Origin of the sequence: Pseudomonas sihuiensis, from assembly GCF_900106015.1 — a bacterium.
Lineage (GTDB): Bacteria > Pseudomonadota > Gammaproteobacteria > Pseudomonadales > Pseudomonadaceae > Aquipseudomonas > Aquipseudomonas sihuiensis.
Genome location: NZ_LT629797.1, coordinates 5,413,430 through 5,427,110, shown reverse-complemented (window position 1 = coordinate 5,427,110; position 13,681 = coordinate 5,413,430). Strand labels below are relative to the sequence as shown.

Genomic DNA, 13,681 nt, shown 5'->3' with positions numbered 1-13,681 from the left:
CATGACCATATTCAGGAAGTCGCTCGTAGCTCTGGGGCTGATCAGCAGCCTCCCTGCCTTCGCAGAACAAGCGGAATTCTTCGATTACACGCCCGCCATGAACGTTATGTCCTGTGACACCAAGATGGAGATCCCTACTCTGGGTCTGAGAAGGGCCGATGGCTCATTGCCGACCCGAACCGTCTACGACTGTCGGCCGGCGGGCAAGAACACACCCAGCCAAAAGCAGATGGCATTCATCAACCGGGAAACGGGGGAGCGCTTTGTAAAACACACCGCAGGGACTTTAACCCTGCAGTGTGGAGAACACGGATGCGCCCTTCAAAATGAGGTCGACGGATACACTCCCGGTGCGCTGCTTGGACAGGGACGCCAGGGGAATTACCTCATCGAAAATGGCTGGTATCTGGACTATGACGCTCAAGGCAATACCGTGGCCTATCGCAACGATGTCGGCCCCAAGAAAAATCAAGCCCCGTTCGGTAGCTCGAAGCCACGCCCGAAGAACTATGGAAAGGAAGCCTGCTATGAAGATGCGCTAGATGAGCTCGAACGCAGATTCGGCGTGCCGAACGAAGACTACTATCTAGAGCTTCAGATTCGCGAAGAATGCGGCCTGCCGCTTCAGTAAGCGAACGCTAGCATCAGCTTAGATCTCGCACCAACCGGTGCGGGATCACTTTATTTTTTGCGATTACAGTATCGAAGCCATCACTCTTCAAATGGCTGCTTTCGACAGACTCTGTTGAGAAATGGGCCGGGTAACTAGGCCTTACGCGCCATCCGTTACCAACCCATTGAGCCATTGCCACTTCGCCGGTTCGTAATAATTCCGCACCAGCGCCGCGATATACTCGCTCTCAGTCTTTCAGCTCAGCCTCCTCCTCACGCCGATAGGCCCAACGATAGAGCGCTGGCAACACCAGCAGCGTAAGTGCGGTAGAGGACAGAATCCCACCGATCACCACAGTCGCCAGAGGGCGCTGTACTTCAGCCCCAGTCCCAGTCGCCAGAGCCATGGGCACGAAGCCAAGCGATGCAACGAGAGCAGTCATCAATACCGGGCGCAGACGTTGCAGGGCACCTTCGGTGACGGCCTGCTGCAACCCCATTCCCTCCTCGCGCAGATTACGAATGAAGGAAATCATCACCAGACCATTGAGAACCGCCACCCCGGAAAGAGCAATAAAGCCCACCCCGGCGGAGATCGAAAGCGGTATGTCACGCAACCACAGCGCCATCACGCCACCGGTCAACGCAAAAGGAATACCGGTAAACACCAGCAAGCCATCACGTACGTTGTTGAACATCATGAACAGCAGCATGAACACCAGCAGCAGGGCGACCGGCACCACCACTTGCAGCCGTTTGGCCGCCGATTGCAGCTGCTCGAATTGTCCGCCCCAGGTCGTCCAATAACCGGCAGGGAGCTTCACATCGCTGCGGATCCTCTCCTCCGCTTCTTGCACAAAGGAGCCGATGTCGCGCCCCCGCACGTTGGCACTCACCACAACCAGGCGCTTACCATTCTCACGACTGACCTGGTTTGGCCCTGGCGCCAGTTGCAGACTGGCCACTTCAGAGAGCGCGATAAAGCCGACGCTAGTGGCTGCACCCGTTGCTGGAACGGGTATCAGCAGTCGTGATAGCCCCTCAATATCGGTGCGCAGGTTCTCCGGTAGACGTACTACCAGATCGAAACGACGATCCCCCTCAAACAGCGTACCGGCCCGGCGCCCACCTACAGCCACGGCGACGGTTTCCTGAATGTCACCGACATTCAGACCATAGCGAGCCGCCTTGTCTCGGTCGATGGCCACGGTCAGCACCGGAAGGCCTGTTGTCTGCTCGGCCTTCACCTCGGACGCCCCATCAATACCGCCCAGGGTTTCGGCCACTTCGGCTGCCGTGCTATTGAGGACGTCCATATCGTCGCCGAATATCTTCACCGCGACATCGCTGCGCACACCCGATATCAATTCGTTGAAACGCAATTGAATAGGCTGCGAAAGCTCGTAGTTACTGCCCGGCACCAACTCGGCAGCGGCCTGCAGCTCGGCGATCAGAGCCTCACGCGACTTTTTCGGATCAGGCCATTGATCACGCGGCTTGAGCATCACGTAGCTGTCGGAAATGTTCGGCGGCATCGGGTCGGAGGCGATTTCCGCCGTACCGGTACGCGCGAATACTCGCTCCACTTCCGGCACCTTGGCCAGAATGGTCTCTTCCAGGCGCATCTGCATATCCACCGACTGCGTCAGGCTGGTACCTGGGACACGCAGCGCCTGCAGCGCGAAGTCCCCCTCACTGAGGCTCGGCACGAACTCGCTGCCCATACGTGATGCCAACAGACCGGAGAACAGAACCAGCGCCACAGCCGCACTGAAGGCCAGCATACGCCGCCGCATGACCCAGGCCAGCACTGGCTCGTAGGTGCGTCGGGCAACGCGCATCAGCGCGTTTTCCTCTTCCTTCACCTTACCGGTGACGAATAGCGCAATGGCCGCAGGAACGAAGGTCACCGAAAGGATCATGGCCCCGAACAGGGCGGTCACCACGGTGAAGGCCATGGGGTGGAACATTTTGCCCTCGACCCCGGTCAGGGCGAAGATCGGCAGGTACACCACCATGATGATCAACTGACCGAAAATCAGCGCACGCCGTGCTTCCTTGGAGGCCGCGAAGACCTCATGCAGGCGCTCACTACGGGTCAGCTCGCGGCCAAGCCTGTGCTGCGCATGGGCCAGACGGCGAATGGCATTCTCGACGATGACCACGGCCCCATCGACGATGATGCCGAAGTCGAGCGCCCCCAGACTCATCAGGTTGGCGCTGACCTTGTTGCTGAACATGCCGGTGAAGGTAAACAGCATCGACAGCGGAATGACCATGGCAGTGATCAGCGCCGCACGGATGTTACCGAGGAACAGGAAGAGGATGACGATAACCAGGATCGCCCCTTCGATCAGGTTCTTCTTGACCGTGGCGATGGCCTTGTCCACCAGATTGGTGCGGTCATAGACGGTCACCGCAACCACCCCTTCAGGCAGCGAACGGTTGATCTCCTCCAGACGTGCGGCCACGGCCTGCGACACACTGCGGCTGTTCTCGCCGATCAGCATGAACACTGTTCCCAGTACGACCTCGCGACCATTCTCGGTCGCAGCACCAGAACGTAGTTCACGGCCCAACATCACCTGCGCCACATGACTGACACGAATGGGCGTGCCGTCCACATTGGCCACGACGATATTGGCGATATCGTCCAGCGTGCTCAGTTGCCCAGGTGCCCGAATCAGTAGTTGCTCGCCATTGCGCTCGATATAGCCAGCACCGACGTTGGCATTGTTGCGCTCCAGCGCCAGCAGCAGGTCACCCAGCGTCAGCTTGTAGGCAGCCAGGCGTTTGGGATCTGGAGCGACCTGGAACTCCTTGGCGAAGCCACCAATGGTGTTGATTTCGGCAACGCCAGGCACCGTGCGCAACTGCGGTTTGATGATCCAGTCCTGGATCACTCGCAGATCGGTTGGTGTGTAAGGCGTACCGTCCTCCTTGAGTGCACCCTCCTCGGCCTCGACCGTCCATAGAAAGATTTCACCCAGGCCGGTGGAAATCGGCCCCATGGAGGCCTCGACACCCTCGGGCAATTGCTCCTTGGCGCTTTGCAGGCGCTCGTTGACCAACTGGCGGGCGAAATACAGATCCGTGCCATCCTCGAAAATCACGGTAACCTGCGACAGCCCCGAGCGTGACAGCGAGCGGGTCTGCTTCAAATGCGGCAGGCCGGCCATGGCCGTTTCAATCGGGAAAGTGATGCGCTGCTCGGTTTCCAGCGGCGAAAAGCCCTCGGCAGCGGTACTGATCTGTACCTGGACGTTGGTGATGTCGGGAACGGCGTCGATTGGCAGCTTCTGATAGCTGGCCACGCCCACACCGGCCATCGCCAAAACGGCCAACAGCACCAGAAAGCGCTGTTCTATGGCGAATTGAATGATGCGCTCAAACATGAAAAATACTCGTCGGTGAGGATCAGTGCGCGTGTTCCGCGCTGCCTTTGCCCAGTTCGGACTTGAGGATGAAGCTGCCTGTGGCAGCTACACGTTCGCCTGACTTCAGGCCTTCGCGTACCTCGACGAAGCCATCGCTGCGGGTGCCCAATGTCACCGGACGCACTTCGAAGCCTTCAGCGGTACGCACGAAGACACTGGTCTTGTCCTCGACATCCTGAATCGATGAAGCCGGCACCACGGCCGCGGCCTCATGGCTTTCAGTCGCCAGGGCAACCGAGACGAACAGGCCGGGACGCCAAATGCCGTCGGCGTTATCCAGGTCGATGCGGCCTGTCGCCGTCCGCGTCTGCTCACCCAGCAGGCGGCTGATGTAAGCCACCTTACCCGTAGCTTCGCGCCCCAGCTCTGGCGCACTGACACGTACTGACTGCCCGACTTTCACCTGTTCCAGATCACGCGGGGAAACGCTGAAGGTGACCCAGACGCGACTCAGGTCAGCCACCGTGAAGGCATTGCTGGCCTCACTGACGACTTCGCCAGGTACCAGGTGCTTCTCCACCACCACACCGGAAAAAGGTGCACGCAGGTTGTAACGGCTGCCATCGCCAGCCTCGCCCTGAGGGCTGATCGTCTTGCCCTTCTGTCGGGCATTGGCCAGAGCGATCTCGGCCTCCTGCAGCGTTTGCCGGGCCTGGAGATAATCCTGCTCGGCCGAAATACCGTCCTTCCACAATTGGCGTTCACGCTCGAAGGTCGTGCGGGCCAGCTCAACGCGTCGAGCGGCAGCCGCCATTTCACTGCGCAACTCGGAAACCTGCTGACTGACGATAGTCGCCAGGCCATCCCCAGCAGCCACCTTCTGCCCCAGCCCGACCAGCACGCGCTCGACCACGCCAGCGCTGGGCGGCACGACATGAGCCGTGCGCTCCTCGTCGAAATTCACCTCGCCAGGTAGAGAGATGTATGTGCTCATGGCTCGCGCTTGTACGTCGACGAGCTCAATGCCCGCAGCGGCTATTTGCGCCTTGCTCAGCACCAGCCCCCCCTCTTCGGCATGCCCCCCCGCGGACTCACCGTGATCATCGCCAGCCTCGCCATGATCAGCGTCGGCATGTTCGTCCTCGACCTCACCGACCTGCCTAACCTTGACTGCATCAACGCTGTCGTTACTGGCAAGCATGTGCCCAATTTCTGCGGCATAGCGCCCGCCGTTGTAGAACAACGCACCACCGACGAACCCCAAGGTCAGGGCCGCCGCGACGGCAACACCAAGTTTCTTCTGCATGAACAACCCCAAAAGATGATCAGTAACCGGCATCGCGCCGATCGTCGTGACAGGAAATCAGTAGCTATCCGCTTGGGCAGACAGATCGCCGTAGATGCGCTCCAGGCGAACCCAGGCATCGAGTGCTTCGCCGAGTGCCTGCAGGTAACGGGAGCGAACGTCGATCAATGTGCGCTGGGCATCGAGCACATCGATAAAACCGAACTTGCCCATCTGGAATCCACGCGTCGTGTTTTCCAACGCTGTGTCCGCGGACGCGAGCAAGCCACCTTCGAAGCCGCTAATCGCTCCCTGCGCCGTTCGCCACTGCTGATAGGCCTGCTGCACCTCACTGCGCAGGCGTAACTCGGCAGCATTTCGCAAGTCACGCGCCTGATCAGCCCGCCGCGAGGCAGCCAGAACATTGCCCTGATTGCGATCGAACAGAGGCAGAGGCATGGACAAACCAACAAGGTTGACGCGCTCACGATCCGCACTGCTGTATTGGCTGCCGAGGCTGACCGTCAGATCTGGAATCCGTCGACTCTTCTCGACCTCGATCCCGGCCTCCTGCCGGTCGATCTCGACCCTGGCAAGACGCATCTGCGGAACTTTGTCCAGACGGCTCAGAAGTGCGACTTCAGAGGGTATTGCGGGCATATCGGTAACATCGCCACTAAGGCTAGGCTCACCATTGGTCGATGAGGCCCCAATCAAGGCCAGCAACTGATTCATGGCATTGATGTGCTGATCGCGAGCCCGTGCGGCCTCCAGGCGAACCTCTTCGTACTGCAGCCGGGCACGCGATGCCTCCAGGGCAGAGGCCTTGCCCGCCTTGACGCGCGCATCGACGACCGCCACGCCGCGCTCGCTCAGGCGCTGTGACTGCTCAGCCAACTCTTGGCGCATCTTCGCCAACAAGGCTCCTTGGAAAGCACCTACCACCTCGGCACGCAGCTCATTGCGCAGTTGTTCCTGACCGATCGCAGCACTGTCGATACCGCGTTCGGCCATTTCTATACGGGCGCCGCGCTTGCCGCCCAGCTCGATAGGCTGGCTGATCTGTACCGTCGTGGTTCTCGTAGCACTGCGGGTGTCCTCAACCTCCCAAGACAACTCCGGATTGGGAATCACACCGGCTTGGCGACGCTCACCTTCTGCGATGCCGACATTGCGATCACCCGCCATCAACGACGGGTTGGTCTGCAATACTTGCCCCCATGCGTCGCCCAGGGTGATCGGCGTTGATGCCACGGCCTGGCTCACGATGAATGAGCAGGCAACAGCGAGGCAAAGTGCCTCAGCAATTCTCGAATAACGCCTCGACAAGGGCTTTTCCTCCACACCTGGATAAATTCGGAGACATGCATGAAACCTCCGAAAACTTTATTCGGTGCAGAATTTAGGGAGCCTCACCTATCGTCGAGGTGACTGCAAAATTACAATTACGTAATGCCCAGCCACGCCATATAACGCTGTATTAACATGCCGCGAATGCAACAATCATTCGAGTCATAAAGTTACAACTGGACATATAAAAAGCATCATAAAAGCAACCAGCGGCGTACACGGACGGGGCTGTAGCCCTCTAAATCAGGGGCCTCCCGCTTGACCCTGTAGTTACTACAGGGATCATCATCCGCCACGCAAATGCCGATCGCCCCCCAAGTCCAACAATCATCGCGACTCGATAAAAATTTCTCTCCCCCACCAAGGTCAACTACTACATGCGAATCCTGATTGTTGAGGACGAGCTTAAAACTGCCGAATATCTCCACCAGGGACTTACCGAGAGCGGCTATGTCGTCGATATTGCCACCAATGGTGTCGACGGCTTGCACATGGCGGCCCAGGCGTCCTACGAATTGATCATCCTTGATGTCGACTTACCAGAGATCGATGGCTGGGGCGTACTGGCCAGCATTCGCCGTAATAGTCGCACCCCTGTGATGATGCTGACGGCACGCGGGCGCCTGGCCGACAAGCTCAAAGGCTTCGACTCCGGTGCCGACGACTATCTGGTGAAGCCATTCGAGTTCCCCGAGCTTCTGGCCAGAGTTCGCTCGCTGCTACGAAGAGGTGAACAGGTCAGCGCGCCAGACGTGCTCAAGGTCGACGACCTTGAGCTGGATCCAGCCCGCCACCGCGCCTATCGCAACGGCCAACGAATCGATCTGACCACCAAGGAGTTCGCTCTGCTGCACCTGCTGATGCGACGCAGCGGCGAAGTACTCTCGCGCACCCAGATCATCTCGCTGGTCTGGGACATGAACTTCGACTGTGATACCAACGTCGTCGAAGTTTCCATCCGCCGCTTGCGCGCCAAGATCGACGACCCTTTCGAGAACAAACTGATCCACACCTTGCGCGGCGTCGGCTATGTACTGGAGGCTCGTCAATGAGGCCTGCCAGACTCTCAAGCCAACTCAGCCTGTCGGTCGCAATACTGGGCCTGATACTGGTTGCACTGCTGAGTGCGCTGGCTTATTTCTCGTTAAGCCGGCAGCTCGACTACATTGCAGAGCAAAGCCTCGAGGACAAGCTTCAGCAAATCCGCCATGGCATGAGAGAAATCAACACTCGCCCGGAAGTCGGTGACCAGGCCCACAACATCAGAGATTTGATCAAAGGCCACGACAGCCTCTCGCTCGCTCTTTATGACGACAGCTCGTCTCCCAAGGAAATCATGAGCGTGGGCCAGACACAGGAGGCCCTACCTTCCTTTATAGAAAACGCCAGCGAGACCATCGCCTTCGAAGATTGGCGAGATGCGCAGGACAAGCAGCTCTTGACCGCCTCGCAGCTTATTCTGCGTAAGGACGGATCACGAATACGCGCCGTCCTTACACTGGAGCGCTCCGCTGACCAAGCACTGCTACATGCCTATGTCGAATCCACCTTGATTGCCCTGCCCTTCGTACTGGCTCTGATCGCGGCCGGAGCCTGGTGGATCGCTCATCGCGGCCTGAGCTCCCTGAATCAGTTCCGCAAGGTTGCAGAACTCGTCTCGACCCAGGATCTGAGCCATCGCCTGCCACTGGATAACCTACCGCAGGAGCTTCGCGAATTGGCTAACAGCATCAACTTCATGCTTCATCGCCTGGACGGTGGCGTACAACAGCTTTCGCAATTCTCTGACGACCTGGCACATGAATTACGCTCCCCCATCACCAATCTGATCGGTAAAGCGCAGGTGACGCTCTCACGGGAACGCCCGCCAGAGGAATACAAACTGGTGCTGGAGAACTGCACTGAGGAGCTCGGCCGGGTCACACGGATCGTATCGGACATGCTGTTTCTCGCCCACGTCAGCCATCCGGCAGCACTTATCCCCTTCGAGGCAATTGCACTGCACGAAGAGGCAGAGAAAGTAGTGGAGCTTTTCAGCCTCACGGCCGAAGAAAAGGACATCAAACTCAACGTATCAGGGTACGCAACAATTAATGGCGATCGCTTGATGGTACAGAGAGCTATCTCTAACCTGCTATCCAACGCCATCCGCCATAGCCCGGAAGGCTCGAAAATCGATATTGACCTCGTCACTAACGCGACGAACGCCACCCTGGCAGTGAGCAACCCAGGTGCAGGCATTCCTCCCGAGCACCTACCCAAACTGTTCGAGCGTTTCTATCGCGTGGATCGTGGACGGTCACGTGCTGATGGCGGCACCGGGCTGGGCCTGGCCATCGTGCATTCGATCATGAGCCTGCACCATGGCCACGTGGGCGTGAGCAGCATCGCAGATCAGACCACAGTTTTTACGCTGTACTTCCCTTTACCAAAGCCCTTGATCGAGCAGGCCCGCCAAAGCTCAACGGAAAAGACTGCTTAATCGAATTGCGCCAGGGATGGCGCCCCCTTTTTGCCCCATCTACGTCGAATACAAGCCCCTCACCAGACGACACATTTTCTCAGTTTCAGCCGCCCACTTCGTCCCCTACAGACATTCATCTCATGGTAGATGGTGTGGTTCTCCTTGCTCAGACGCCGACTCGCCATCTTTCACACCGAGGGCGACCGCTGCTGCCAGGCATAGAAACCGTTGCTTAATACCCACAGCAGCCGGCACATCAGTGCTACGGGATAGAGACCGACCAATGCCTCGACAGCGCTAAACTTGACTCCGTGGGCTGTGAGGAGATGGCGAGCGTCTTTAGAGCATCGCATTACTGTTGACCTGAGCCAGCCGCTGGCGCAGCTTCACACTTTCACCACTCACACTGCTGTTCGTTCTAGCACTTCCACTTGCCCAACAGACTTTCAGCGATACCAAGCGTCTCTCGAACATATGACGAAGCGTCGTGCCAGTAAGCACTGCTCTACCGTCTCTCTTTTGAATTATTCGGAAAACGTCGCCTGGTATGGATCATGGACACTTATTACGGCAGACACTATCCACTATCAATCAGTGCCCACTCAACTTGGGATAGAGCAAACTCAAGTGGAGAGATATCGCGCCCACAAGACTAAGCAGTTCCAACCCAATTCTTTGACGAACAAAAAAAGCGCCCCCAAAGGGGCGCCAAGGAACCATCTCTCACCAAAGGAGCGGGAGCTACCAAGAGATGGACTGGAGAGAGCGAGCAGGACGGCTTGCGCTAGTTCACGCGCTCAGTCGTCTTGCTCACCCTGAGCACTTGGGGACGACTTCTGCTGCTCAACGGCTTTGTCACCATGAATGCGCTGCTGATTCTCACGGAATTGCTTGACGGCATTGAGCGAGCGCTCCGAACCATCCTCTGCAGAGGCAACCATACTGGCCGCCCCCAGAAACACGATAAGCAGAAACTGGGAAAAAACTTTCATATGCACCTCGGACTGACTGAGCAAACGTGGAAACGAACGCTTTGAAGACAGTCCCATGTTATGCATCGGCACCTAACATGAGCATGAGGTTCAAATTACAATCCTGTCAGACAGGGGCGGCGATGCCGCCCCTGAATGTCGTTACAGCACCTGAAGCGGATACTCGACGATCACACGCACTTCATCGAGGTCGCTTTCGTAAGCAGTAGCGCGAGTGGTCATCTGACGCACGCGCACGGACAGATCCTTCAGAGAACCCTCGAGGAATACGTATTTGACCTCAAAGTCGCGTTCCCAGCGCTTCTGATCGGTCAGCGGGTTACCAGTTGTATCATCCCTGCGCATGTACGTGCTGTTAGCGTTGGAGTAGTCCGCATCACTCCCCCGCGCGTAACGCGCCATGAAGCTCAGCCCTGGCACACCAAAGTCAGCCATGTCCAGATCGTAGCGCACCATCCAGGAGCGTTCCTTGGGCGAGTTGAAGTCGCTGTACTGAAGGGAGTTGTCGAGGAAGATCGAGTCGGACTGACGCAGGTAGTCAAAGTCGTCATCGCCGTTGTTACGCTGGTGAGAGAGCGCTACACGGTGAGCGCCGTACTTGACACCGATGCTACCGCTATAGATGTTGTTACTGAAATCACCCAGCTGCTTCTTACCTTCGTCGGTGGCGTTGTAGTAATTCAGACCACCAAACAACGACAGGTCCTCGGAAAGTGGGTAAGTCCACCACATGCCAGCGTAGTACTGATCCCAGGCATCCTTCAAACGGCTGCTGTAAAGGCTGAAGCCCAGGTTGTCGTTGAGCTCGTAGTCACCACCAAAGTAGCCGACCCAGGGAGAGTCCACCTGCCCAGCATAGAAGGTCGCGAAATCACCGCGTGAAGTGCTCTCCTGCGGTTGGCTCATGGCATGTAGACGACCGCCTTGCAGGGTCAGGCCCTCTATGCTTTCGTTGACGACCGTCACACCTTTGAAGCTCTGCGGCAGCAGACGAGAGTCCCCGTAGTGCACGACAGGTGTCGTTGGGAATACGTCACCGGCCTTGACGACCGTATCAGCGAAGCGCGCCTTTACCGCGGCCCCCACTTTCGAGTACGAGTCCTCGGCACGATCATCGCTGTCCACCGGGAACATGTTGACACTACCACCGGGGCCATATCGTCCATCACCGGTATCAAGCTTCAAGCCCAGTCCGGCATAAGCGTCGATGCCGAAACCAACGGTTCCCTGAGTGAAACCGGACTCGAAGTTAGCCATGATGCCGTGCGCCCATGCCTCGGTGTAGCTGCTGCGCTCACCGTTGGGCAGTACTCTAGCTTCGCCCTTACGGAAATCACGGTTGAAATAGAAGTTTCGGTTGAGAATATTCAGGCTGCTTCCTTCGATGAAGCCTTCGGATGCCTGAGGCTCGGATGCCTGAGCCATCGCGCTTGCACCGAATGCCAACGCGGAGATGATCGCCATGGTTAGAGGACTTTTTTTCATGCATTGCTCCTGATGCTTACCGGCAGTATTGGGATTGTCATAGGCCGATTTCTTCTTGTGGATTTGGCCCTTCTATCCTTGCAACCTCCAGATAACTCGAAGATGAGCGCCGCATTACAATTTCGTAATCAAAGAACCTCTTCATTTCCAGACTGTCACGAAGCCATCAATCTAGATGATGGCAAGCCGCTCTAACGGCAGTATCAGCACCTCATGCTGACGTACTCTGGAAGCATCATTATGAAAATTGGTGAACTCGCTAGGCGAACAGGCTGCCCAGTGGAAACCATTCGCTACTACGAGCGCCAGGGGTTACTACCCAGCCCCTCGCGCAATAACAGTAACTATCGTTTATATAGTCAGCTGCACTTCGAGCGCCTGACATTCATCCGCAATTGTCGTGCACTCGATATGACATTGGAAGAAATAGGTCGCTTATTGGCAATGCATGATCGGCCGCATGCGAGTTGCGCACTCATTAGTACATTGGTGGAAGAACACATCGCTCATGTCGAGGCACGCATTCAGAATTTGCAGGCACTGCATGCGCAGTTGCGCGAATTGCTCGGGCGCTGCAAGGGAGGAAGTGAAAAAATGGCATACTGTGGCATCGTACTCCAGTTGAGCAGCCACGGTAGCGGTTCGTCTTTATCAACCGCTGAAAAAAACGAATTGAAGTGAATCATGTTGCCCCTTCTGCACAGAACAGAAGAGGCAACTTTCCATGGTTTAAAGCAGTGGCAAGCTGTACGTCACATAAAGCCGATTCTCATCGACGTCTGCCCCAACATTGCCACGCAGACTGGCATTGCGCAGAGAGAAGCCAAGTCCCTTCAGTGATCCTTCCTGCAGAACGTAATCGAGGCGCAGGTCACGCTCCCATTCGTTACGCTCACCCTGTGCGCTGTCGACGTTATCACCCGACAAATACATCACCGAGGCTTTTAGCCCCGAGATACCCAGCTTGCCAAAATCATAGGCATAGCCGGCCAACCAAGTGCGCTCGCCAGCACTGAGGAATTTACCACCACGACCGATCTGCCGATCGGTGATCAGGTAACTGGTTGCCCCGTCGCCAGCATTCAGGTACGGGAAGGCGCTATCGCCGGACACCTGCTGATAACCCGCGCTCAGCTCATGACCGCTATGGCTGTAGGTGAACAAGGCACTCCAGGTACGGTTATCTACCTCACCACGCTTGCTGTCACCGACCGTCCAGTAACCGTTGCTGCGATAGCCCTCAGCCCGGCCGCTCTCACTGCTGTTCTTGCCATCGGAGGTGCTGTAGAAGTAACGCAGGTCGGTCTTGAGATTGCCACCGCCCAGTGCGTAGTTGTGGATCAATCCCAGGAAATGTTGCTTGTAGAAATCTTCCAGATTGCCGAAGTAATACTGAGCGGTGAGATCCTTGGTGACCTTGTAGTCGCCACCCGCGAAATAGAACGTATTGACGAACTGTCCAGTGGTTGCATTGTTGGATCCGGCGATGGACAAGCCACGTGAGTCAGTCGAGCTCCGACCTTTTGCGTGCTCCAACTGACCGGCTGTCAAGGTCAGCCCTTCGATCTCGTTGGAGACGATCTGACCACCCTAGAACAACTGCGGCAACAGGCGACCATCGTTGAAAGTCACCACCGGCAACTTCGGCTGCAGAGTGCCTAGGCGCAACTCGGTCTTGGAAAGACGCGCCTTGGCCGTTACACCGGCCTTGCTATAGTCACTGACCGCAGAACCATCGCTATCCAGCGGGAACAGGGCGCCAGGGTTACGATCAATACCTGCCTTGCCTGACCGGCCACCGCTATCGAGGCGCACCCCCAGCAGTCCAATGGCATCAACCCCCAGGCCGACCGTCCCTTCGGTGAAGCCAGACTGATAGTTGAGGATGAATCCCTGCCCCCACTCCTGAGTAGATGGAATGTCGCGATCACGCACATCCTCATTGAAGTAGAGGTTGCGCATATCGAGCGTCGCCTTGCTGTCTCCGAGAAAATCGGCGGAAGCAGCCTGACTGAGTGCAACCGCCGTAATGGCCAGTGCCAGGGTGGATCGTTTCATGCTTTATGCTCCAATTGTTATGGGTGAGGCATCGTTGTTTTTGTAACCATGTCGCCTG

At 57.2% G+C, this 13,681-nt stretch carries 9 protein-coding genes and 1 pseudogene; 4 read left to right on the top strand and 6 right to left on the bottom strand.

Annotated elements, in window-relative coordinates:
* Position 1 precedes the first annotated feature (1 nt).
* Entirely contained in the window at positions 2 to 631 is a 630-nt protein-coding gene (locus BLT86_RS25360; RefSeq protein WP_003241504.1) for a hypothetical protein, read from the top strand.
* 229 nt (positions 632 to 860) lie between these two features.
* On the opposite strand, the gene BLT86_RS25355 is transcribed toward BLT86_RS25360, so the two are convergent.
* The 3 genes from BLT86_RS25355 to BLT86_RS25345 are packed head-to-tail and all read right to left on the bottom strand — an operon-like array spanning position 861 to position 6,603.
* A complete protein-coding gene (locus BLT86_RS25355) occupies positions 861 to 4,007 on the bottom strand; it encodes a CusA/CzcA family heavy metal efflux RND transporter (RefSeq protein ID WP_092380257.1) in 3,147 nt (1,048 codons plus the stop codon).
* Between the two features lie 22 nt (positions 4,008 to 4,029).
* The gene (locus BLT86_RS25350; protein WP_092380527.1) at positions 4,030 to 5,295 is read right to left on the bottom strand and encodes an efflux RND transporter periplasmic adaptor subunit; all 1,266 of its coding nucleotides are present in this window, start codon (positions 5,293 to 5,295) and stop codon (positions 4,030 to 4,032) included.
* A gap of 57 nt (positions 5,296 to 5,352) precedes the next feature.
* On the bottom strand, positions 5,353 to 6,603 hold the full coding sequence (locus BLT86_RS25345) for a TolC family protein (protein WP_092380255.1): 1,251 nt from the start codon (positions 6,601 to 6,603) through the stop codon (positions 5,353 to 5,355).
* 398 nt (positions 6,604 to 7,001) lie between these two features.
* Between BLT86_RS25345 and BLT86_RS25340 the strand changes: the two genes are divergently transcribed.
* Together BLT86_RS25340 and BLT86_RS25335 are read left to right on the top strand one after the other, a co-directional pair.
* A complete protein-coding gene (locus BLT86_RS25340) occupies positions 7,002 to 7,676 on the top strand; it encodes a heavy metal response regulator transcription factor (RefSeq protein WP_003464910.1) in 675 nt (224 codons plus the stop codon).
* The gene (locus BLT86_RS25335; protein ID WP_092380251.1) at positions 7,673 to 9,106 is read left to right on the top strand and encodes a heavy metal sensor histidine kinase; all 1,434 of its coding nucleotides are present in this window, start codon (positions 7,673 to 7,675) and stop codon (positions 9,104 to 9,106) included. Before BLT86_RS25340 ends, BLT86_RS25335 begins: the two co-directional genes overlap by 4 nt.
* 779 nt (positions 9,107 to 9,885) lie before the next feature.
* Here the strand turns inward: BLT86_RS25335 and BLT86_RS25330 are convergent.
* Together BLT86_RS25330 and BLT86_RS25325 are read right to left on the bottom strand one after the other, a co-directional pair.
* Entirely contained in the window at positions 9,886 to 10,080 is a 195-nt protein-coding gene (locus tag BLT86_RS25330; protein ID WP_197676122.1) for a hypothetical protein, read from the bottom strand.
* Between the two features lie 141 nt (positions 10,081 to 10,221).
* Positions 10,222 to 11,565: an OprD family porin gene (locus BLT86_RS25325; protein WP_092380244.1), complete on the bottom strand. Its 1,344-nt coding sequence runs from the start codon at positions 11,563 to 11,565 to the stop codon at positions 10,222 to 10,224.
* A gap of 240 nt (positions 11,566 to 11,805) precedes the next feature.
* Between BLT86_RS25325 and cadR the strand changes: the two genes are divergently transcribed.
* Complete coding sequence (gene cadR, locus BLT86_RS25320) at positions 11,806 to 12,246, top strand: Cd(II)/Pb(II)-responsive transcriptional regulator (protein ID WP_157719690.1); 441 nt, start codon at positions 11,806 to 11,808, stop codon at positions 12,244 to 12,246.
* Between the two features lie 48 nt (positions 12,247 to 12,294).
* On the opposite strand, the pseudogene BLT86_RS25315 reads toward cadR, so the two are convergent.
* A pseudogene (locus BLT86_RS25315) lies at positions 12,295 to 13,623 on the bottom strand (OprD family porin).
* Between the last annotated feature and the right edge of the window lie 58 nt (positions 13,624 to 13,681).